Source organism: Proteiniclasticum aestuarii, from assembly GCF_017368455.1.
Taxonomy (GTDB): Bacteria; Bacillota; Clostridia; order Clostridiales; family Clostridiaceae; genus Proteiniclasticum; species Proteiniclasticum aestuarii.
Genome location: NZ_JAFNJU010000016.1, coordinates 1 through 20,635, shown reverse-complemented (window position 1 = coordinate 20,635; position 20,635 = coordinate 1). Strand labels below are relative to the sequence as shown.

Annotated in this window: 26 protein-coding genes; 2 read left to right on the top strand and 24 right to left on the bottom strand. The window is 45.0% G+C overall.

The genetic code is table 11. From position 1 onward, the window contains the following. Positions 1–152 precede the first annotated feature (152 nt). Positions 153–1,016: a deoxyribonuclease IV gene (locus J3A84_RS14670; RefSeq protein ID WP_207600803.1), complete on the top strand. Its 864-nt coding sequence runs from the start codon at positions 153–155 to the stop codon at positions 1,014–1,016. Between the two features lie 40 nt (positions 1,017–1,056). Here the strand turns inward: J3A84_RS14670 and J3A84_RS14665 are convergent, their stop codons facing one another. The 14 genes from J3A84_RS14665 to J3A84_RS14600 form a co-directional block, all read right to left on the bottom strand. Next, a complete protein-coding gene (locus J3A84_RS14665) occupies positions 1,057–1,848 on the bottom strand; it encodes a formate/nitrite transporter family protein (protein ID WP_207600802.1) in 792 nt (263 codons plus the stop codon). Positions 1,849–2,067: 219 nt separating this feature from the next. Beyond that, on the bottom strand, positions 2,068–2,943 hold the full coding sequence (locus J3A84_RS14660) for an AraC family transcriptional regulator (protein WP_207600801.1): 876 nt from the start codon (positions 2,941–2,943) through the stop codon (positions 2,068–2,070). A gap of 213 nt (positions 2,944–3,156) precedes the next feature. Further along, on the bottom strand, positions 3,157–4,554 hold the full coding sequence (locus J3A84_RS14655; RefSeq protein WP_207600800.1) for an MATE family efflux transporter: 1,398 nt from the start codon (positions 4,552–4,554) through the stop codon (positions 3,157–3,159). Between the two features lie 211 nt (positions 4,555–4,765). Next, positions 4,766–5,131 carry a DUF2188 domain-containing protein gene (locus tag J3A84_RS14650; protein WP_207600799.1) on the bottom strand — a complete coding sequence of 122 codons (366 nt, stop codon included), beginning with the start codon at positions 5,129–5,131 and terminating at the stop codon, positions 4,766–4,768. A 79-nt stretch (positions 5,132–5,210) separates the two neighbouring features. Beyond that, the gene (locus J3A84_RS14645; RefSeq protein WP_207600798.1) at positions 5,211–5,381 is read right to left on the bottom strand and encodes a hypothetical protein; all 171 of its coding nucleotides are present in this window, start codon (positions 5,379–5,381) and stop codon (positions 5,211–5,213) included. Positions 5,382–5,721: 340 nt separating this feature from the next. Next, positions 5,722–5,943 (bottom strand): hypothetical protein, encoded by a 222-nt coding sequence (locus J3A84_RS14640; protein WP_207600797.1) that lies wholly within the window; start codon positions 5,941–5,943, stop codon positions 5,722–5,724. Between the two features lie 5 nt (positions 5,944–5,948). After that, complete coding sequence (locus J3A84_RS14635) at positions 5,949–6,161, bottom strand: hypothetical protein (RefSeq protein ID WP_207600796.1); 213 nt, start codon at positions 6,159–6,161, stop codon at positions 5,949–5,951. A gap of 14 nt (positions 6,162–6,175) precedes the next feature. Beyond that, positions 6,176–6,625 (bottom strand): hypothetical protein, encoded by a 450-nt coding sequence (locus J3A84_RS14630; RefSeq protein ID WP_207600795.1) that lies wholly within the window; start codon positions 6,623–6,625, stop codon positions 6,176–6,178. A 13-nt stretch (positions 6,626–6,638) separates the two neighbouring features. After that, the gene (locus J3A84_RS14625; protein WP_425350777.1) at positions 6,639–6,848 is read right to left on the bottom strand and encodes a helix-turn-helix transcriptional regulator; all 210 of its coding nucleotides are present in this window, start codon (positions 6,846–6,848) and stop codon (positions 6,639–6,641) included. A gap of 263 nt (positions 6,849–7,111) precedes the next feature. After that, positions 7,112–7,384 carry a hypothetical protein gene (locus tag J3A84_RS14620; protein ID WP_207600794.1) on the bottom strand — a complete coding sequence of 91 codons (273 nt, stop codon included), beginning with the start codon at positions 7,382–7,384 and terminating at the stop codon, positions 7,112–7,114. Continuing rightward, entirely contained in the window at positions 7,381–7,995 is a 615-nt protein-coding gene (locus tag J3A84_RS14615) for a hypothetical protein (protein WP_207600793.1), read from the bottom strand. The genes J3A84_RS14620 and J3A84_RS14615 overlap by 4 nt, the downstream gene beginning before the upstream one ends. Before the next feature lie 280 nt (positions 7,996–8,275). Further along, entirely contained in the window at positions 8,276–8,647 is a 372-nt protein-coding gene (locus J3A84_RS14610) for a VOC family protein (protein ID WP_207600792.1), read from the bottom strand. Then, positions 8,644–9,096: an SRPBCC family protein gene (locus J3A84_RS14605; protein WP_207600791.1), complete on the bottom strand. Its 453-nt coding sequence runs from the start codon at positions 9,094–9,096 to the stop codon at positions 8,644–8,646. Before J3A84_RS14605 ends, J3A84_RS14610 begins: the two co-directional genes overlap by 4 nt. A 298-nt stretch (positions 9,097–9,394) precedes the next feature. Then, on the bottom strand, positions 9,395–10,429 hold the full coding sequence (locus tag J3A84_RS14600; protein ID WP_242694279.1) for a serine hydrolase domain-containing protein: 1,035 nt from the start codon (positions 10,427–10,429) through the stop codon (positions 9,395–9,397). A gap of 239 nt (positions 10,430–10,668) precedes the next feature. On the opposite strand from J3A84_RS14600, the gene J3A84_RS14595 reads away from it, so the two are divergent. Continuing rightward, positions 10,669–11,340 (top strand): DUF4386 domain-containing protein, encoded by a 672-nt coding sequence (locus tag J3A84_RS14595; RefSeq protein WP_207600790.1) that lies wholly within the window; start codon positions 10,669–10,671, stop codon positions 11,338–11,340. On the opposite strand, the gene J3A84_RS14590 is transcribed toward J3A84_RS14595, so the two are convergent. From J3A84_RS14590 to J3A84_RS14545, 10 genes are all read right to left on the bottom strand, one after another. Further along, the gene (locus J3A84_RS14590) at positions 11,297–11,938 is read right to left on the bottom strand and encodes a Crp/Fnr family transcriptional regulator (RefSeq protein ID WP_207600789.1); all 642 of its coding nucleotides are present in this window, start codon (positions 11,936–11,938) and stop codon (positions 11,297–11,299) included. The two genes, J3A84_RS14595 and J3A84_RS14590, sit on opposite strands and share 44 nt — an antisense overlap. A gap of 45 nt (positions 11,939–11,983) precedes the next feature. Beyond that, entirely contained in the window at positions 11,984–12,385 is a 402-nt protein-coding gene (locus J3A84_RS14585; RefSeq protein ID WP_207600788.1) for a GFA family protein, read from the bottom strand. 261 nt (positions 12,386–12,646) lie between these two features. Next, positions 12,647–13,444 carry a TspO/MBR family protein gene (locus J3A84_RS14580; RefSeq protein ID WP_207600787.1) on the bottom strand — a complete coding sequence of 266 codons (798 nt, stop codon included), beginning with the start codon at positions 13,442–13,444 and terminating at the stop codon, positions 12,647–12,649. A 71-nt stretch (positions 13,445–13,515) separates the two neighbouring features. Next, positions 13,516–14,838, bottom strand: a complete 1,323-nt coding sequence (locus J3A84_RS14575) for a sensor domain-containing diguanylate cyclase (RefSeq protein ID WP_207600786.1) — start codon at positions 14,836–14,838, stop codon at positions 13,516–13,518. A 229-nt stretch (positions 14,839–15,067) separates the two neighbouring features. Continuing rightward, entirely contained in the window at positions 15,068–15,682 is a 615-nt protein-coding gene (locus tag J3A84_RS14570; protein WP_207600785.1) for a hypothetical protein, read from the bottom strand. 89 nt (positions 15,683–15,771) lie between these two features. Continuing rightward, complete coding sequence (locus tag J3A84_RS14565) at positions 15,772–16,149, bottom strand: hypothetical protein (RefSeq protein ID WP_207600784.1); 378 nt, start codon at positions 16,147–16,149, stop codon at positions 15,772–15,774. Between the two features lie 512 nt (positions 16,150–16,661). Then, positions 16,662–17,408 (bottom strand): SDR family NAD(P)-dependent oxidoreductase, encoded by a 747-nt coding sequence (locus tag J3A84_RS14560; protein WP_207600783.1) that lies wholly within the window; start codon positions 17,406–17,408, stop codon positions 16,662–16,664. Positions 17,409–17,532: 124 nt separating this feature from the next. Then, positions 17,533–19,197 carry a glycoside hydrolase family 5 protein gene (locus tag J3A84_RS14555; RefSeq protein WP_207600782.1) on the bottom strand — a complete coding sequence of 555 codons (1,665 nt, stop codon included), beginning with the start codon at positions 19,195–19,197 and terminating at the stop codon, positions 17,533–17,535. Between the two features lie 524 nt (positions 19,198–19,721). Further along, on the bottom strand, positions 19,722–20,027 hold the full coding sequence (locus J3A84_RS14550; protein ID WP_207600781.1) for a type II toxin-antitoxin system RelE/ParE family toxin: 306 nt from the start codon (positions 20,025–20,027) through the stop codon (positions 19,722–19,724). Continuing rightward, a complete protein-coding gene (locus tag J3A84_RS14545; RefSeq protein ID WP_207600780.1) occupies positions 20,020–20,292 on the bottom strand; it encodes a type II toxin-antitoxin system prevent-host-death family antitoxin in 273 nt (90 codons plus the stop codon). Before J3A84_RS14545 ends, J3A84_RS14550 begins: the two co-directional genes overlap by 8 nt. Positions 20,293–20,635: the final 343 nt, after the last annotated feature.

The following is a 20,635-nucleotide window of genomic DNA, read 5'->3' as shown; positions in this document are numbered from 1 at the left end:
CATCAGGCCGGTCCTTTCAAGTAAAGAAGGATCGGCCTTTTTTTGCAATTTGGTTTTACCACGGAAATATCCTCCGGACGGTTTACCTGTTACAAAATCCGCTCTTCCGTGTATAATGGTAGAAGCACACAATTTACAGGAGGAAATTCAAAATGAAAATCGGATCACATGTATCCATCAAAGATGGACTGCTTGGCGCTGCAAAAGAATCCCATTCTTACGGCAGCAGCACTTTTATGATTTATACTGGAGCCCCTCAGAATACAAGGCGCTCTCCCATAGAAAACATGAAAATAGAGGAAGGACAGAAGTATATGGAGGCGCATGGTCTAACAGACTTTGTCGTTCATGCTCCCTACATCATAAACCTGGCTTCCTACAAGCCTGAGATCTTCAATCTGGCCACGGACTTTCTGAAAGTCGAACTGGACCGCACCACCGCTCTGGGATCAGAGTACCTGGTGCTTCATCCAGGCGCCTTCACAGACAAGGATGCGGAATATGGCATGAAGCGTATCGCAGAAGGTCTCAATATGGTTCTGGAGGACGGCACCCGTCCCTTCGTATGCCTGGAGACCATGGCCGGAAAGGGAACGGAAATCGGCAGAAGCTTTGAGGAACTGGCGGCAATCATTAAAATGGTGGACCACAAGGACAAAATCGGAATCTGTTTCGATACCTGCCATACCCATGACAGCGGATATGACATCATCCATGATTTTGACGGTGTCATCAGGGAATTTGATTCCATCATCGGACTGGACCGTCTGAAGGTCATCCATGTGAATGGATCCCTGAACCCCAGAGGCGCAAAGAAGGATCGTCACGCGAACATCGGTGCGACAGAAGACAATCCCAGAGGCCGGGATCAGATCGGTGCTGACGCACTGAAATACATCGTGCATCATGAAGCGGTGAAAAACAGACCCATCATTCTGGAAACGCCGTGGCTGGACAAGAAAACGAATCTCTATAAAGAAGAAATCGCCTTCCTGCGAGGCGACAGCAATCTATAACACTTCTTCATATGAAAAAAAACAGTGATCAGGGTCTGAGCTAAGCTGCTCTTCCCTGATCACTGATTTTCTTTTCTGGTGCGTTCATATCTTTTTCAATAAAGTAGTGAGCTCCTGTGACAATAAGTGCTCCACCGATGAAGTTTCCGATGGTGACCACCACAAAACTCACAAGAATGGACGCGATGGTGATTTCTGCTCCATTGATGAAGCCCATGACCAGATAGAACATGTTCGCCACGATATGCTCCGTGCCGCTTAATACAAATACCGCAATGGGGAACCAGACTGCAATAAGCTTACCCGCAACAGTCTTTGCACTATAGGCCATCATGACTCCACTGCACACGATGATGTTGCACAGAACTGCGCTGATGAGCATCTGACTGATGGGCATGGCTGTTTTCGCCACCGCACTGCCTGTTACGGCTTCGACCATGGCTTCACTGAAGATACCTGCTCCGGTGCTTAAAAGGGCCATGATCACTGCACCTGCCAGATTGGATAATAGTACGATTGTCAGCATTCTCATGAAACTGCCCAGCTTTACCCTGTTTCTGAACACACTCATGATGCCCATACAGTCACTGGTGAAAAGCTCTGCACCAACCAGAAGAATCGCCATGATGCCAGCTGGAAAGATCAGCGCGCCTAGAAACTTGCCGATGCCTGGATCCGCCGTATAGGCTACCAGTCTGAAGTAGGCTATGGCACCCATGGCAATGAACATGCCTGCCAGTACGCCCTGAATGATCAGTGCTCTTTCATTTCTTTCCGTCTTGCTTTTTCCTGCTGCGGTTATATAGTCGATGATTTCGTTATACGTTTTCATGAATTCCTCCAATATAATGTCTTATAATTGCCAAACGCTATGATATCATAATTTCAGGCAATGTACAATCAGGAATTGAATCGTTTTTCTTTCATTGTCAGGAAGAATGGAAAATGTCTCAAAACAGAAAGAGAATCCGCATGAGATTCTCTTTTCTTATATGGTATGTCTGATTTGCTTTCCACTTCCCTGTTCAGTGTATGCGGCTGAAGTCTTTCTCTACTTCTTCTTTCTGACCGGTATCCAGATTTCACTTCTGTAATTCGGATTCTGTGTATCTGGACTTTCATTCCAGAGAATTTCCGGACCTTCTGCTGCCTCGTACCCTGAAGATGGGAACCACTCGGAGTAGACTCTACCCCACACATTCTGAAGGGTTTCCGGAAATGGTCCTACTGCTTCAAAGACAGCCCAGGTGCCCGCACTGACCCGAAGTTCCTCAAAATTATGGTTATCCTCGCCAATGGTCGCTACACCTAAATAATGATCCAGTTCTCCCTGTTCTTCCATTCGCCCTTCTGAAAAACTGATGGAAGCACTGATGATGCCTTTAGGCTCCACATCTGACATGTATTTCAGCTGTCTGATGATATCCGGTGTCAGCAGCTTCGTCATTTCAGCGATGTCCGGATTGACGCCTGTAAAAACCATAGGTACTCTCTTCTTGAAACCCACGATCTGAAACGACTCTTTTTCTACTATGCGATACTTCATTTCATATCCTCCTCCTATCGATAACTGAAAGGTCATTTTAGGAAAAGCTTTCATCACAGCCAGTTCGCTTTTCGCTTCAGAAGGAAGGATACCGTGCATGGCCTGAAAAGCACGAGAGAAAGCATCAGCTGAATGATATCCGTATTTCACTGCCACATCAAGGATTCTCAGATCCGATTCTCTCAGATCCGCTGCTGCCAGAGTCATCCTTCTTTTTCGTATGTATTCCGACAGACTCAGACCTGCCAGGTAAGAGAACATTCGCTTGAAATGATACTCGGAACAGAGTGCAATTTTCGAAACCGCACTGTAGTCAATTTCCTCAGTGATGTTTTTTTCAATGTAATCCATGGCCTGATTCATACTATGTAGCGAATCCATAAAACGCCTCCTTTCAGCCTCCATATTACCAGAGAGGCCTTCAGTGCATCCGATAATCTGTGCACAGATTTATCGGTTCTTCAGCCTTATGAGTCAGATCCTCGTGAACGGTTCATCAGCCTCACACTCTCTTTTCTGACTTATTCTGTATGCCTTCTTCCATGCTTCTATCGGCGTCATAAATAAGAGCTCGAACTCACATGGTTCCGTTTCTTAGCTGACACCATAAATACTGACCTCTTTCCATTTCCCTCTTTTAAATACTGCATAGGACCAGATTCCCGAAATGATATTGGTGGCACTGATGGCAATCCAGACCCCTGTGGAGTCCAGGCCCAGCAGCAGTCCCAGTATAAGAGCCAGCAGCACTCTGATCACTACCCAGCTTACAAATGTAATCTGAAAGGGCTTCTTCGTATACCCTGCACCCTGCATGGTTCTGGACAGAATAATCGATGCCGCATGAAGGGGCTCCGATATACCGATGATGATGAGAAACATGGTTCCGATCCTAACCACTGCCTGATTGGCATCATCCAGGAAGAAGTTGATGAGGGAACCGGAAAACAGAACAAAGACCAGCGATATGCCAAACATCACAATCGCCCCCAGAATCGCTGTGGCTTTTCCGCTGGCTTCCGCTCTGTCATACTGCTTTGCACCCAGGTTCATGCCTGAAAGGGTCGCTGCCGCTGTACCAATGGCTAGGCCAGGCATCAGCGCATACTGATTGAGATTGGTTCCGATGACAAAGGCAGGCACGGCAAACTCCGCATCCAGGGTTCTTGCCAGAATGGCGAACATCACGAAGGTCGTGGCGTTTCTGGATAACCCCTGTAGACCAGATGGAATCCCGATGTCCATGATCTGCCTGGATGCCTCCCAGACGGGCTTGAACATATGACGGAGCCTCACCTTCACATCAAACTTTCCGCTTAAGAGCAGTCCCCAGGACACCAGTACACTGATGAATCGAGAAAGGGCTGTACCCATGGCGGCTCCAGCCACTCCATAGGCAGGAACTCCGAACATACCGAAAATGAATATATAATTGCCGATGACATTGACGATGTTCATCATGATGTCGATAAAAAGAGGCGTCTTGGTATCTCCTGCACCCTGGAAGATGGACCTGGCCATGAAGTGCAGAAGAAAGAGGGGTACAGCCAGAAAGAAGACCTCCATGTACTCCATGGCATAGCTGAGCACACCATCGTGGACGCCCAGAATCTTCAGGCTGAACTCGTTCGTCAGAAGGCCCAGCGGTACAATAAAAGCCGACAGCAGCAGTGACAGCATGAAGGCCTGGCCTGCGGCAATGCTGGCGCCTTCCCGGTCTCCTCGGCCCACAAATCTTGCCACCATGGCCGTGGTCCCTGTTGAAATGGCGATGACCAGCACCATGAACACCATGATGATGTTTCGGCTGGTGCCCACAGCAGATATGGCATCCACGCCTAAGGTTCCCACCATCTTCATATCGATGGTTCCCACAGACACCTGAAGCAGGGACTGTATGATCACCGGCCATGCCAGATACAATGCTGTTTTATATAGATTCTTGTTGCTTAGTAAATATTCTCTTCTCTTTTCATAATTCTCACTTGCCATATCACTCCTCCTATTCATCTAGTATACCATCTGCATCCATCCGTATTACCTGGAAGCGATACAGAAATCCGGCGCTCTGGTTCTGTTCTGCTTATTCTGATTCGAATTCTTTCTCTATAAATGAAAGACAAGGCCCTTCACCCGTATCCGTTGGTGAAGGGTCTTGTCTATAGGATTCGCTTATCCTTTCTGCCTTCTTTCAGGAAATCCTTCAGATCACTTTCTGGAATTTTCCATCCGCATCATGCACCATGACTTTCATGCTTTTTTCTTTTCTCAGCGTCTCTATTTCCTTCATGGCTTCCTCTTTGGTGCTGAACGTTCTCTGCTCGTCGCCGTCAGCAGTCTTCAGAATCCACTTGCTCCCTTCTGATACCAGATGGTGCGTGATATGGGACACGGTTTCTTCTCCCCTGTTTTCATACCACTCTTTCGCCTGAGAGATTGCAATGGATAGGGCGCGACCTTCCTCATAGTCTTCTTCCATAAGGCTGTTGGCAATCTCGATCGCTTTGTTTCTCACGGGTTCATCCAGATTCTTCATGGATTCCGGATAATCCTTTCTACTCCAGGCCATAACTCCTTCTCCTTTCTTCGTGCTGTGTGCTCATTACCCGTAACCAGAACAATATTTTCCTATCGCATCTGACTGGTACTTAGCAGAACACCCGGAAAAAGCTCATTAATGATGTCAGTACAAGAATCACCATCGTAATGGTCCTTGCATGATATCTGAATGAAAAGATGTCTACGGAGATCAGAGCAGCCGCAATGGTATAGATGATCCACCAGGTCTGGGTATCTTTCAGTGCAGTGCATAGTGTCACGCCATCACCTGAAAGATTAGATCCTGTTCGGATTCAGGCAGGGAAATCTGCCCTTCCACCATATGATTCCTATCCACCGTTAATCTTCCGCCTTTCTTTCCCTCATCTTTCTCCATGGCGATCTCTTTGTGGTGTACTTATAGTATACCTCTCATTTTAACAGTACTTTTTAACAGCACTGTGAATGGTATTCTTCTATTTGATGAATAACGCAAAAAGATACTATAGAGATGGTCTATGGCCAACAGTGACTCATGAGCATGTAGCTTACATTAGAATGACTTTTTCCTAAAGAAAGGCAGATGCGCTTCCAGTTCAATGATTCTCAGGGAACCATGTCCTAAAAAGAATGGATCCTCTTCTTGAAGTTCTTTAATCTCTGATAAACTGAATCAGACAGAAGTCCAATCAGAAGTGCTGAAAAAGCCAACCCTGCTAGAATACCCAGAGCGAAATGTACTGCCCTGATTTCTTCCCCCAGCTGCATGGAAATGAAATACACAACCTGAAACAACGCGAATAGCATCACAGCAGTCTGTATCTCTTTCCTGCTTTTTTTCATCTTCTTCAGACCTCCTCATTCCTTGTACTCGACAGAACACTCTTTTTCTTGTGTTTTGCAGTGAAATAGGATAGATAGACCAGATCAGCCATCATGATGATGCCTGCAGTTCTGACCATCGCATCGGATAATGCAGCAAGAAATGTGTTCATCCCTAGTACCAGTAATGCTGCGACCATACTCCCTAGTGCTATTAGATATGGAACCCTGCTTTTCATGGCCCTCTCCCCCTCTACATTGTTTTCATGTGATACAGTTTCACAGATACGCCTAATAATAACTGCACCACGGCAGCAGCGGTTAATGTATAAAATACGACGATATTGAAATATCCTGCAATGATTGCTGCAATAATCATCAGAACAGAAGTGATGAGAAGCATCGGCATTCCAGCCTTGGCCCGTATAGCTTTCATTCTTTCATCGTTTTCCCTGTTATAGGCCAGTTTCAGCTTTCTTTCATCTTTTACAGCCATGCTTAACTTAAACAGCTGTGTCAGAGCCAGAACACCTAATCCTACGATCAGTCCCATCTGGAATCCGGACAGAGCTCCATCTGAAATCCCTGTATTCTCGGGGTTCCCCATTGCTATACTACTGTAAACTCCAAGCACGGCTGTCAGCAGAATCAAACCTGTAAACAATCCTATTCTGTGTCTGATGGTTCTTTTATAGTTCTCCATTTCCTATTCCCCCCTATTCAACATCTGAAAAATCAAAAACCTCTTCAATGGTCAGATCGAAAAAATGTGCAATCTTGTAGGACAGTACCAGAGAAGCTGTGTACTTCTCCACTTCTATTGATGTGATGGTCTGCCTGGTTGTCCCCACTTCCATGGCGAGCTCTTCCTGAGACAATTTTCTTTCTTTTCTCAGTTCTCTTATTCTCGTTTTAATTTTTATCACCTTCCACTTTTCGCATAGTCTGCTTTGCAATTTAAGTATAGTAAGCTTTGCATAAATTGTCAAGTTTGCTTTGCAGAATATTTTATCCAAAGAATTATATTCGTATGAAACTACTCCATCAAAGAATCATTCGCAGCAATATGATTAAATCCCTCACTACTTGCTTTAAAAATCAAAAAGCGACCTTTCCCTATGGAAATAGTCGCCTGATTTAATCACTATGGTTGATCTGATATTTAACGCACATGCAAGCTTTTTCGGAATCACCAGAACAGTATCATCTGAAGTCCTACTCCTGCTGCAGTGAGAACCGAAAGGATCCCGATTATAAGAAGCGGCTTGTCCTTGAATCTACTCAAAGGAGAAATATTGTTCCTGCTTTTTGTAGCCTGATGAAGAAATACAAAAAACAGAATCATGAGCATGACATCTTTCACAAAGTCCGCTGCAGGTTTTAGAGGAAAAAATGTAGCCTGTATGGGTCCGCCTGTTCCTATGGCCAGTATCAGAAAAAATATTGATTTATACTTGATCACGCTGTCTCCTCCATTTCATTCTTTCCGTTCACATCTGCTGATTTCAGCTGAGCCTGCTGTTCCATTCCGTCAAGGATGTATTTGAGCTCTTCCAGGATCCTCTTGTCTCTAGGTTCATCAATTTCGCCAAAAACAAACCCTGTAATCTCATACGCATATCCATCCTCCAGAAAGGTTCCGATATATCTCGTGTAAACTCCATCCGGATAATTTTCTACTGAATTGAAGTCAGATGTCACATTTTTCTTCTCCCACATCAGTTCAGCAGGTACATTCTGCTCTGAACCTCTGCTTGATATTGAAATACTGAAAAACTCTGAATCAGATAACTTGTTCGGAGTGATATAAATGTAGTAACCGTCCCACTTCCCAAACTGCCGGCTCCTTTCCAGAGATATGGCTTGACCTGACACATGCAGATAGGGATTGTCTGAAGCCGTGTCATATGTTGGAACCAGCACCTCAGGATCCTTCATGTAATGATCGATTTGAAAAATCATGGTCAGCTCCTTTGTCATAGAAAAATACTTATCATAGAGCATGGGTGTATAGAGTAAGGATGTGAGCAAAAAGAGAACCAGGAAGATTGCTGCTGGAATATACTTCTTCATACAAAGCCCCTTATGAGAATATCCATTTCACATACTTTTGTTGTTGTAAACTTCTATTCTTTCAATATTCATGAGCCTATCATACCATGAAACTCACGCAAGAAACCCCGAACTTCTTCGGGATAATGAAGCTTTCGGTGAAGAATAAAGAAGCACCTAGTATAAGCCCTCTTCATTTCATCTGATAGCCCATGGCTTCATCGGTGGAGCAGCATTTCCTGCGGAAAGAAGCCGTATAAGCATCAGAGCTCATACGGCTTTCTCTTGAAAAGTACTGGATTCACCTATGCTGATCCACTAAAATCGGATTACCATCCGGATCGATAAGCATAAAACTGCCCGGACCTTCTGTATGCTCTTCCACCATACTTTCAAAGACTATTCCCTTCTTTCTCAACTCTTCCTGAATTTCTCGAATATCCTTGAAAGACGCTACATTTTCAGCCTGATCATTCCAGCCCGGATTAAACGTCATCATGTTTCTCTCGAACATCCCTTCAAATAATCCGATGGTCACATCACCGTTCTGCATGATAATCCATTTATCCTCCAGTACGCCTGCAAAGCTCCTGAAACCCAATGTCTCATAGAACTTCTTCGAAACTTCAATATCTTTCACGGACAAACTTAATGAAAATGCGCCAATGCTCATACCGGACTCCTCTCACTTTTTGATTCCATTTCAGCAAACTTCTTAAATGCATACATGTCTTTCGTTGTCTGTTTCACAAACATTCCTTTCAGCAGCCCCATGACCTTCATCACTCCGGAAAACCTGAACTCATGCTCTGCAATCCATAGCACTTCATCGCCTTGGTCAATGAATCTGTTCCTCGCCCAGTTCTTTACTCCCTTTGCTTCATACAGAAAGTCAAACCGGTCTGGCAGATCCTTTGAGACAATCGTTTCAATGATTTCAGAAGGTTTTCCCTTGGACAGATAGGTCAGTCTGCTTTTTGAACCGACCTCTCCAGGATTTCCTTCCAAGACTTCCAGAGTCTGGAATCCCGGCTGCCATTTTTTCATGAAAGCCATGTCCTGAAACAGAACCAGCATTTCTTCTCTGGGTCTTCCAATCATGACTTCAACTTTATATTTCAAACTGCACCTCCCTTGCGGATGCCATAGGGCTTCCTTTTCCGATCATCATGCCAGATCGGCTCTCATCTTGATTCCGATCAATGAAAGAAGTATTTTATTTATTCTACCATGTTTTCCTGCAACTTTCCGATCCTTCTGAAATGGTTTACACATTTGTCACAAAAGATTCCCGCCACCATGACCGTTTTTTCATGCCGATTTCATGTATTCTATCCCCTCATTCAGCATCAGCCTACCCTGGTGAACTGTGCTGCTTCATGATGATGAAAGTAAGCCAACTGTCCTATGAAAGGAATACCTACTTCCTGCGCATAATTCTGAGGATGCGATTATAGACGATTTCCGATACAGTCCAGGTATATCCGTCAAAATCTGTGGTGTTCACAAATTGAATGACCACGGCATCGATGTCCTCATGGTACTTTGCGATGCTCTGATATCCAGGTATTAGCCCTGTATGTCCATATTCGTAAAGAGATGCATAGATCTCTTCTTCTCCTTCATCAAACAGTGTCCCGTCATTCAGTGCACGGAGAAAAACTCCCACATCCTCCGCTGTGGCAATCATGGAACCATAGTCACTCATCTTGATGTCTTCTTCGACCCCTTCATAGTAGCCACTCATCAGATCGTCACTGTTCACATCAGCCAACGAGGCGAAGGTATGCTCGAGTCCCAGAGGACACAGAATCTCTTCCTCGATATATTGAAATTTACTGTAACCCAGTACTTTCTCCATGATATTCGTCAGCAGCAGATAATTGGTGTTTGAGTACCCGTATCCTTCCCCCGGCTGGAATTCCGATGGCCGATCCAGCACCAGTGAAAGGGTTTCTTCACTGGTTTTCGGCGGGCTTACCCAGTAATCCTGAACATCGGTGTAATTCGGAATCCCGCTCTGATGCTGCACCAGCATTCTAACTGTGATGTTCTCAGCATGTTCAATCCTATCAGTAAGCTCTGGAAAGAATTCCCCCAGAGTCTGATCTAGTGACAGGTCTTTGCTTTTCACCAGTTTTGTCACAGCAACTGCATCGTATAGTTTTCCAATGCTTGCAATCTTGAATAAGGAATGTGGATCCGCAGGAATTTTCTCCTCTCTGTTCTTCCACCCCGCAGAATGGAAACCAGGCTCTTCCCCTTTCTGGTCCACATAGACGATCATGCCGTCAAATCCATAGTCCATGGCCTGATTCATCTGCTCCTCCACGGTATCGGGCAGCGGCATGATCCACACTCGTATGAGGATCCAAGGTACAAAGTACAGTGATATCAGGGTTGCAGCCGGCAAGAGGACCTGCAGGATTCTTTTATGCTTGCTCACTTTTTTCATCGGTATCTCCTTTCATTCATCGGTTCCTTTGGTGCTGTTATTCTCTGCATGTTTCTCTTTCTCTTACCCTCATTTCACAAGAATTCTTCCTATGAGGATCCTCATGCGCAGTCTGCGCGAAGCGTAACCACTCTATGAATATAGGGGAGGAGAAAATGAAAGGCATTGACTTAAATCAATGCCGATTCTGATTCTATTGTCATAATAAGAGTATAACCATTACGAAAGGAGCACCCATCATGAAAACTTTAAAAATGAATCCCATACGTTTCTTTAGCATCCTCACCGGAACTGCCCTGCTGATCATGGCTCTCGCTGCAGGGTATGCCTACGGCATCTCCTTCACTCAGATCCATGTGGAGAATGATCCGATTCAGACCATGACCAACATCCAGTCAAAGAGCACTCTTTTTTACTCCGGTGCTGCCGCCTGGATTCTTATTCTTGCCGCCGACCTTATTGTCGCCTACGGTCTTTACAGGTATTTGAAGTCATCTCATCTTACCCTAGCCATAGTCTCAGGTACACTGCGCCTTCTGTACTGCCTCTTTCTTGCCATCGGCATTGTATTTCTATTCAGGCAGGACACCCAGCTATTTGAGAGAATCTGGTCCTTGGGACTGTTCATTTTCGGTTTTCACCTGATTGTGACCGGTATCGGTGTTCTGAAAAACGAACGGACACCTTCCATCTTCGCATCCCTGCTTGTCCTAGCAGGGATCGGCTACAGCCTGATCCATGGTCTTGAGAACTTCATGCCTCAGGCAGCAGCTGCTGCCGCTTTTCTCGATACGTATCTCTCCATCCCCATGGCGGTGGGCGAGCTCTCCTTTGCAGTATGGCTGATCGCTAAAGGAGGCAAGTCCGTCAGTCCACAGCCTTCAGTGGTCCCTGACCAAGACGCCCTTTGATCCTGCTCAGGGATTCCGGGGTCAGGCCCAGATAACTGGCCAGCTGATGCTGGGGCACCCTGGTGAAGAGTTCCGGCCTTTTACCCATCATGTGCCGGACTCTCTCTTCAGGTGTCATGCGGATGAAGGAGGCAAAGGTGTCCTGAAGCTCTCCCATACCTGCCTGCATCATTTTCAATATGATGCTTTCAAACTCAGGATACATTTCCAGTTCATTCTGTTCTTCTTCCAGATCCCCCACAATCATGATGGAGTTTTCCAGGCAGACCACAGAATAAGGAGACTCCGCTTTTGGATTGTCCGTGAACACATTGATGCTCTGCTCTTCCGTGTAAAAGTCCGATGTCACTTCCTTCCCGTCTTCATCCACCGAGAATTTCCTGGCACAGCCCTCTATGACGAAATAGCAGCGCCTGGGAACTTCTCCCTGCTCGATGAGCACCTCCCCTTTTCGGAAGGTCTGTACGGGGATATGATCCACCAGAGCTCTAAGCGTCTTTTGATCCAGCTCACTGTAATGACGGATCACCTCAGTCAGTTTATCAAGGGCCGCACCGCCCAGTCTCTCTTCCTTCATTTCCTCCATCCTTTCTTTCATCCCTCTCTCTGCATGAGTCCTGCAGAGTTTGATCCAATCTCTTATTTAAACAGGCAGTTTGTCAAAGGCTGCAATCTCTTCCAGATGCTCATCCCAGTTCGCCTTCCGGGCCGTGTAGATATGTCCCTGGGGCCTTACAGGAATATCACTGTCCAGGCTTCCTGCGGGGACCACCAGAAGCTTTCCTTCCATCTGTAAATTGGGCAGAGCGGACCCGCAATGGGTGCAGAAGCTCTTAATATGCCCCTCTCCTCGAAAGTTGAACGTCCTCACCAGGTCTTCTCCGGAGAGCCAGACCAGTCTGGCGGTGGAGGAAAAGAGATTCGCTGCATGAGCAGATCCGGTGTCCTTTCGGCAACGCTCACAATGACACAGATAAAAATTCTCAAAGTCCCCTTCCACTTCAAATTTCACCTGTCCGCACAGACAGGATCCTTCATATTTCATAGGCATTCTCCTCCTGTTCCTCTGAGTTCAATAGACTCAGAGCCGAAATGTAAGTGCTGTTCCTTTTCACATTATTCTGAGTATTCACCCTTGAAAAAAGTATATCTTTAATTGGAATGAAAAACAACCGCACCGGTCTTCCTTCTCCTTCCCCATGCCTGCCTGGCACTCAGAAGTCCGAAACCACTGCGGTTGTTCTGCTGTACGTCTTTCTCAAAGGAAAACCCTTCATGACAAATCACTCTATTAAACTCTGCTGACTCAGATTCCGGATTCAGACACCTCTGGCATGATCCTGTACTTGTTCTTGTAGAACTGAATCGCTGCCAGTCCGATCAGAAGCGCCATGCCAAGGAGGGCGACATTCTGGAGCATGGTATACGCTCCGTCAAAGCCTTCCGGTGAACCCAGGAAATTATAGATTCCGAAATAGGCCCAGGCAATGGGGAGTGGTAAGATCGCATTTTTCGTATCCTGAAGCACCAGAAGCGTCAGACCCACGGCAACCAGAAGAATCACAATGCTCCAGATTTCTTCCGAAACCCCGAACCTTCCCCACTGGATCTTCACCAGCCAGGCCGCAGTATTCACCACCGTGGCGATGAAAAGCCATCCTGCATATAAGCCGAAGGCTACAGGCAGCAAGAAACGGTTCTTCTCCTGAATCCTCCCAAGGCGCTTGACAATGAGGACCATGACGATGAGAAACGCGAATATGAAGAGGGTGGACAGCCCGATGAGCTCATAGGAGAACGTGACGATCCATACGATGTTTAGTGCACAGGATGCCCAGAAGAGAGGGCTGATCTCGTCCAGGACTTTCCCATAATAGTTGTCTTTGGCCTTGATGACCAGAACAACAATGGAAATAATGAGGAAGGTATAGATGACGCTCCAGATGCTGAAAGTGGATGGGGCTGGCGTGATCAGGGTCTGATATCTGTCTGAAATCTCCTTTTGAGAAAGACCATTGATGATGCCTGCTGCACCCAGGGCATTGACGATGAGGGTTGCCACCAGAAGGGCTGCATTGATCCAGGATTTTGTTTTACGATCCATTTACGATTCCTCCATTTCATTCTTCTTTCATGTTCTGACTCTATCTATTTTCCGGGCAAGAGAAGCAACATCTACAGGATTCTCTTCACAGGATGATTCTGAAATGCGAATCTTCCCTTTCCGGTTCTCTTCACCTCATACATGACAGTATCCGCATATCTCAACAGCGCTTCCCTGTGGCTGCCGTCATGGGGATAGACCGCAACGCCGATGGAGGAGTTGATTCTGCACTCACTGCTTCCGATGAACATCGTTTCCTTGAGCGAGTGATGAATCTTTTCGACCACCACCGCTACGTTATCCTGATCTCCAGCGCTATGGATCAGCACGGCGTATTCATCTCCACCCATTCTGGCTGCCGTATCGGCTTTTCCGATGCACCGCTGAATTCTTTTTCCTGCCGTGATGAGCACCTGATCTCCTGCTTCGTGTCCGTAGGTGTCGTTGATGCTTTTGAATCCGTCCAGATCCAGGAAGAGCAGTGCAAAGGAGGTATTCTTCTCTTCACTTTCAGCAAGCAGTGTCTCCAGCCGTTCAAAAAAGAGCTTTCGGTTGGGTAAACCGGTGAGATTGTCATAATTCGCCTGCTTTTTAAGCTCCTCTTCCAGTTGCTTCCGCTCTGTGATGTCCATGGCAGACCCTACAATGTGCGATACACAATGATCTTCGATGATGGGGGTCAGGGTGGTCAGCCAGATCCGCTTTCCGCCGGGCAGGTTCAGTGTTTCTTCATAGACAATGCTTCTGCCTTCTGAGACACATCGACTGTAATTTTCTGAGACCAGATTGCCCATTTCGGCTCCCAGCAGTTCCTGAGGGGTCTTGCTTCGAATCTGCTCCAGAGCGATCCCGGTCTTGTTCTGATGGGCAAGGTTGTTTCTCACATATCGGAAGGCACCGTTTCCTACAACCTTTATGAGAAACATGGCATCCTGGGTGCCGTGAAACACCTTCTCATATTCCCTGGTCAATCTCGACATCTCTTTCTCCGTTTCTTTCAGATCGGTGATGTCCGTATGGGCTCCGAGCATACGGATGGCTCTCCCGCTATGATCTCTGATGGCAAGGCCTCTGCATCGTATCCATACCGTAGAATTGTTTTTATGTCTGTACCGCACAACCTGATCATAGGGATGACTGGGGTCGGCGCAGTGTTTCTCAAAATTCTCTATAGCTAATTTCAGATCCTCCTGAAAAATAATATCCTGCCACTCGCTGGACAGGTGTTTTTTCTCCTCTGGATCATATCCAAGGGTTTCCCAGAACTTCGGGCTCATCCATTCCATTTCGGGATGTTCCAGATCCCAGTACCAGATTCCGTCCAATGAGCCGGATTGTATGAACTCAAAGATACTTGTGTCTTTATTAATCAGGTCATACAGCTCGTTTTTCAAGTAGATTCCTTCCATATACAGTAATTCCTCTCTTCGTGTAATACTTTCATAGTCATTGAGTATCTTTAGCTTTACCTGCTTTTCAGCGCTGCTGTCATAAGCGATACTGGAGCTATAGTCTATTATAACCATATTACAGGTATTCTGAAAAGAAATCTTGCGCATCATGCGTTTGTTCTCTGAGAAACTATACCGATCGTCCCACCCATTCAGATTAAATGGCATAGCCCTACCGGATCTTCCGAAAAAGATAGTTTTCAGCTTTCTTGCTGTATTTCGGCCCCTTCATCGCTTCTCTTACTATCGCCACGTCAGCATCCTGATCTCCAGACAGCCTGAAATAGGCATCCAGTCCCTTTTCGATGATTCTGCTGCTGCCTGAAACGACTCCTATGAACTCGAAATCCTCATCGAAAGCGGCTAAGGTGGCATCTCCATGGCTGTCGTTGCAAAGTAGAATCCCACCTGTTTTCAGGTATTTCTTCGTTGCCTGTCCCACAAAGCCTGCATACTGGGAGATGATCAGATCCACCGGTTCCAGATCCAGATCTTCTGCATAGTCCTCTCCCTTAAAGTCCACCTCGGATTCCCCTTCATAGTCTTTGTTTTCTTCGATATAGTCTCTGATGGATTCCAGATCTTTGAAAAACTGAACGGCTCCTCTGAAGTTGTCGACGTAGGTCACTTTCGGAATGACCAAGGATGGTGCAATATCGATATGGCTTCCCGGATACAAAGCGCTATGGATTCCATACTTTCGTGCGACGGCTTTATAGAGTTCTTTTCTGTTTCCGATTTTGTCTCTATAATCATGATATTTCTCTGCAATGGTGCCTTTTTTCATTTCTCACTCTCCTATCTGTCATCATCATGAATGAATAATCTCTTCTATCGTTCCTGACCTTACAGAAACTGGATGCCTGATATTAAGGTTCAATTATCAATCCGTTCATACACAAGAAAAGAGTCATTAAAATCTGCATAGATGATTTCCTCTGAACGTTCATTCCCATATATTTCGGTCTCCACAGGTAGTGTGTTTGAAACAAAATAAGCTCTTCCTTTTACCATAGGTTCTGTCTGAGAAACTTTACGCTCTGTTTTCCCCAAAAGAACAATCCCTTCAGGCAAAGCCTGGATTGTCTTCCCGGTATCGCCGTACACAAGATTCTCCTTTGTGATCATAGGCCTGTAGTCCCATTTCTGATTGGTATCGTCCAGGTCCTCTGATTGACTGGTGCAGCCTGCAATCACAATAGATAGTATCATCATGAGCGCCATCAGATGGAACAATGCTTTTCTGCTTTTCATCACAACTATCTCCTCCATTCGGTATGTCATCCGATCGAACAAACAGAATATGGCTTTTCTTCACTCTACTTCGAAACTTTATTCTTATTGTACCACAGAGATATGAAAGGAGAGGGTTCAGAGGCCAGTCTGAGTTGTGCCGATCAGATGGATTTTTCCTAACCTGCTGAACTTTGACAGCAAACCTGCATTCCCATAAATAAGTTCAATCGGGGGCTCTTCCTCATACACAAAAACACACAGGAAATCTGCCCCTGTTACGCCATCAGAAAATGAAAAAACCCTGAGAACTTCGTAAACACATCGTTCTCAAGGATTCATGCATCTATTGCTTTGGTAGCGGACAAGTGGTCTCTTAATGTCTTAAAACCTCAGCTGAAATAGTATTGTTCTGAATGATGCCCTATTTCAATAAATCAGCAGTAGTTTTCCCCGGGGCAGATCTGTCAGACAACCTCTTTTCAATACGATCCTTGTACGCTGACATTTTTCACATTTCCGTTCATCTCTTTTCAGGTACAATAGCAATGCAAATTCTCAAGCATCAGTAAAGCATCAGACAGCCTCCTGTTTCTGAAGTCCTGAGCGTTGATTAGTAGTCCATTTACCTTATCACTGGAGAATGCGGGAAGAACCAGTCCTGGCAAAGCACTTTCAGGTGTGTTGGGTGCATGAGGACCGCCCAGATCCGTCTGGCACCAGCTTGGATTGACCAGGTTCAGCGTCACTCCGGTTCCTGTAAGTTTTCCCGCAAGGTCCACCGTCAGTTTGTCTAGTGCCGCTTTACTGGCAGAATATCCTGCCTGCTGAGGTTCATTGGCGATGTCGCTTGTTGTATTGATGATTCTTCCAAACCCCTTTTCAATCATTTTGGGCAGAAAATGATAGCATATTTTTATCGGAGCCACTGTATTGGCCTTGTAACTGATTAAGAAATCATCATCCGGCGTTTTATAGTAGTCTTCATGATAGCCGATCTGAAATCCTGCATTGTTGAAAACAAGTTCCACATCAACACCTAGTGTGTCGATTGCTTGAAGCATACCATCGACAGCATGCAGGTCTGATAGCTCGCACGTAACCATGTGGACTTTCACGTTATGTTTCTTAACCATTTCCGCGGTCTGCTCCAGATTCTTCAGGTTTCTCCCATGAAGTATCATGTGACATCCCTGCTCTGCCATAAAAGCAGCTATCAGTTGTCCTAGTCCCCTGCTGGCACCCGTGACCAATACCCATTTATCTTTCAGGTTATTCATATTCCCTCACCTTTCTAAACAATATTCCTATCAGTAGATGATATTGTCGTTATTACTATATTCAAGAATCTATAAGACATAATGATTCACGCATGATCAATCATGTGTTGAATACATCCTTTCTTTAAGTAAGTCGAACCCAATCCACTGCCGCTTCTCCACGCATCACTTCAATTTTCAGTCTACGGACACCCCAGTGATCCAGTTTCACACTAGGAACTGAAAAGGTACTAAAATCAGGTTCTTTCATGAACTGGATTTTTTCGATGACTTCATCGTTCTCATATACAATCAGCTCTCCATTTTCCAGGCCTCGTATGCTTACTTGCCATACACCCTCACTTTGATCTCCGGCGAAAGTGTAGCAGGCAAACTCTCCTTTTTCCAAGGCGAGAGAATTGAAATCCCACTGATTATAAAAACCGATTTTGGACTGGACGGGCCTAATATGCGAGATGAGTTTCATGCCGGTATTGCATCTATGATTATGCTCATTTTCATGATGTCGATTGCTCAAGTAGGAATGGCCACTTCCCGGAAATTCATCGAAATCAATCCCCATGACTCTAGCGCCTGACTGTCTGAACACTGCATCTGTAACATGTTCATTCTTTACACAGTGCTCAAATCCGATGTTATGAAGCAGCTCATCAAAGATTGTTCTGGCCTTCTGGTAACCTGGGTGCCTGCCCCCTTCCAGATAGGATAAAATCTCATGCCAGCCTTCTGGCTCTTTTATCGAATACGGAGAATTCATCGCTTCCATTTTCTTTGCCGGCCATAAGTTGTAACCAATGTTCAGTTCAAGAGAAAGAGGATACATGGCAGAAAACCACTCCAGTATGTTTTCGCCGGTTTCACCCAGCCATAAGGGCAGATTCATTTTCAAGGACAAATCCACAAACTCTTCAAACGCCTGATAATCCGGATTGCAGCCATAGCGGTGGAAATGGATGACCATGTTGGGATCATACACCCGGTCAAACACTTCAGTGCTGGTGGACCAGTGATGCCCTTCAATGGATAGCATATGCTGATCATCGATTTTTCTTATTTCATGAATGACATCTTCATAGAACGCGATCAGTTGGGGCAGCAGATGATCGTAACTCTTCATTTCTGAGCTTCCTGGTCGAATGGGCTCGTTGAGAAGATCATACCCACCAACGATGGATCTGTCTTTGTATCTTCTGGCTATTTCCTTCCAGAGCTCTATACACTGTCTATAGCTGTGTTCATCGATAAACAGTCTGGGCACATCATCTATGCTGTCATCGATATTCGCACCGGTCTGCCCGCCTGGTGCTCCATGCATATCAATAAAAGCATACATCGAATATTTTTCGCACCAATCCAGGCACTGATCAATGAGCCTGAAACCCGATTCAATGAATGTGATTTCCTCACCCTCTTCCATCAGCAGGCGCCAATGAATAGGAATGCGCACTGAATTATACCCTGATTCTGCCAGATCTCTTATTTCCGCTTCTGTAATGTAAAGGCTTCTGAACACTTCAAAAAAATGCTGCGTGTAAGCCTTACCGGTCAATTCTTCCACGACCCGTTCTATTCGTCTTGGTCGATCAAAACGGCTGTTATGAAACGACTTCCACATGTAGCCTTCATTAAGGAACCAGTTTCCAAGTCCCCATCCGGTCAGCAGAATCTCATCGCCATTGCCATTCACAATGGATGTCCCCTTTGCCTTGAGATACCCACACACCCTACTTTTACTGGTTTTCTCCTTTATATCCAACTGGGAATTAATCGTTTCTGGTATTGGTTTCATTATGTATCACTCACTTTCTGGCATACTATTCAGCGCTTCTTATTTACAATGATATCACAATTCACACATTCACGAAACCGGTTTCTTTATCATTTGATTCCACGATATTTGAATAGCTGTAACTCATCCTTTTCTTCTGGATCGTTTCCAAAATAAACTATCAATAATACTTTCTAAAACTCTCTCCCATCTTTTGAAACGGTGATGGTATTACGTTCAAATTTTAAAATCGACTAACCCTGAAAACAGCTTCTGCAGCTCATTTCAAGGGTTATATCAATCTGTTTTTCCAGCGTACGACAGTATCACGCAGACAAAAGAAGTGAAGAGAGTAAGCCTCCTCTCACCGCCCCTTATAACGTATTGATATTTTGTTCTACGAAAAAATACCGACACCTTGCTCCTTAAGTTCTCTACCAACTTCTAGAACGGTGACGGTATTATGTATATATCCTGGAACCGACTTTATAATGATGTGTTCAATCTCTCCATCTTATACTTTCTCAATGTTAGCTTTAGAAGAATTAGATGAATCTTTTCCAGCTACGTCTTGCATATAGAATTCTTTCAATATCCACTACTCTCTCTTTTTCATTAATCGATAAAATAATATAGTTCTTTACCATCAGTTTTCTATATTTCAAATGTGCCAATGGCTTATCTGCAATAAGAGTACATCTCTCAGTTGATTCAGCGAGACTAAGAATGGCCTCTTCGAATATCTCCATCATCTGCGCCGCAGACATGAGCAATGAAAGCCGGAATGCGATATATTTGACGATGTCCAGAAGATCTTTTTCAGCAGGTTCTGAAACATCCAATCTATACATGATCGTCAGTTATACTCGCTTTAATATCCTTCATCACCTCATGCATCGGGCGTTTCTTTCCTTCTTTCACAGCAGTTCTACCCTCATCAAGCAGTTGGTATAGTTCAACTTTACCACTAAGCAGCTCAAAGGTTTCGATACTCATTACCGCTAAGTCACCTCGACCATTCTTCGTAATAAATACAGGCTCTTGAGTTTCATGACAAAAACTTGAGATTTCATTATAATTGTTGCGTAAGTCTGTACTGGACTTGATATTAGGCATCATCAATCCCTCCTTATTTATCTAAAGAAATTGACTTTTTTTTAGATTTACAATTTCCCCAGGATTTAATCAATCTTTTTTCTTTCCAGCATTTCTAACGTCTCCACGTTTGTCTGACCGCGGTCAGACACTGTAAATCAATAGGACCTGACAAAAAAGCCTTTATAAAAGTATCCCTAGGATAACTTCAGTTAGAAATAATTTACTAAAAGATATCTTAGTGTAGAATATTTGTTGGATGAATAGAAAAAGAGAATAGCTCAAACCGTGTTATGATAAAAATACGACCTAATAACACAACCGGAAGGAGCTACCCTCATGAACATTATAACCGAGCTGAACA

Coding starts and splice junctions, on each gene's coding strand:
- J3A84_RS14670 (WP_207600803.1), top strand. CDS start 153: ATGAAAATCGGATCACATGTATCCATCAAAGATGGACTGCTTGGCGCT.
- J3A84_RS14665 (WP_207600802.1), bottom strand. CDS start 1,848: ATGAAAACGTATAACGAAATCATCGACTATATAACCGCAGCAGGAAAA.
- J3A84_RS14660 (WP_207600801.1), bottom strand. CDS start 2,943: ATGGATTCGCTACATAGTATGAATCAGGCCATGGATTACATTGAAAAA.
- J3A84_RS14655 (WP_207600800.1), bottom strand. CDS start 4,554: ATGGCAAGTGAGAATTATGAAAAGAGAAGAGAATATTTACTAAGCAAC.
- J3A84_RS14650 (WP_207600799.1), bottom strand. CDS start 5,131: ATGGCCTGGAGTAGAAAGGATTATCCGGAATCCATGAAGAATCTGGAT.
- J3A84_RS14640 (WP_207600797.1), bottom strand. CDS start 5,943: ATGAAAAAAAGCAGGAAAGAGATACAGACTGCTGTGATGCTATTCGCG.
- J3A84_RS14635 (WP_207600796.1), bottom strand. CDS start 6,161: ATGAAAAGCAGGGTTCCATATCTAATAGCACTAGGGAGTATGGTCGCA.
- J3A84_RS14630 (WP_207600795.1), bottom strand. CDS start 6,625: ATGGAGAACTATAAAAGAACCATCAGACACAGAATAGGATTGTTTACA.
- J3A84_RS14615 (WP_207600793.1), bottom strand. CDS start 7,995: ATGAAGAAGTATATTCCAGCAGCAATCTTCCTGGTTCTCTTTTTGCTC.
- J3A84_RS14610 (WP_207600792.1), bottom strand. CDS start 8,647: ATGAGCATTGGCGCATTTTCATTAAGTTTGTCCGTGAAAGATATTGAA.
- J3A84_RS14600 (WP_242694279.1), bottom strand. CDS start 10,429: ATGAAAAAAGTGAGCAAGCATAAAAGAATCCTGCAGGTCCTCTTGCCG.
- J3A84_RS14595 (WP_207600790.1), top strand. CDS start 10,669: ATGAAAACTTTAAAAATGAATCCCATACGTTTCTTTAGCATCCTCACC.
- J3A84_RS14590 (WP_207600789.1), bottom strand. CDS start 11,938: ATGAAAGAAAGGATGGAGGAAATGAAGGAAGAGAGACTGGGCGGTGCG.
- J3A84_RS14585 (WP_207600788.1), bottom strand. CDS start 12,385: ATGAAATATGAAGGATCCTGTCTGTGCGGACAGGTGAAATTTGAAGTG.
- J3A84_RS14580 (WP_207600787.1), bottom strand. CDS start 13,444: ATGGATCGTAAAACAAAATCCTGGATCAATGCAGCCCTTCTGGTGGCA.
- J3A84_RS14570 (WP_207600785.1), bottom strand. CDS start 15,682: ATGAAAAAAGGCACCATTGCAGAGAAATATCATGATTATAGAGACAAA.
- J3A84_RS14565 (WP_207600784.1), bottom strand. CDS start 16,149: ATGAAAAGCAGAAAAGCATTGTTCCATCTGATGGCGCTCATGATGATA.
- J3A84_RS14560 (WP_207600783.1), bottom strand. CDS start 17,408: ATGAATAACCTGAAAGATAAATGGGTATTGGTCACGGGTGCCAGCAGG.
- J3A84_RS14555 (WP_207600782.1), bottom strand. CDS start 19,197: ATGAAACCAATACCAGAAACGATTAATTCCCAGTTGGATATAAAGGAG.
- J3A84_RS14550 (WP_207600781.1), bottom strand. CDS start 20,027: ATGTATAGATTGGATGTTTCAGAACCTGCTGAAAAAGATCTTCTGGAC.
- J3A84_RS14545 (WP_207600780.1), bottom strand. CDS start 20,292: ATGCCTAATATCAAGTCCAGTACAGACTTACGCAACAATTATAATGAA.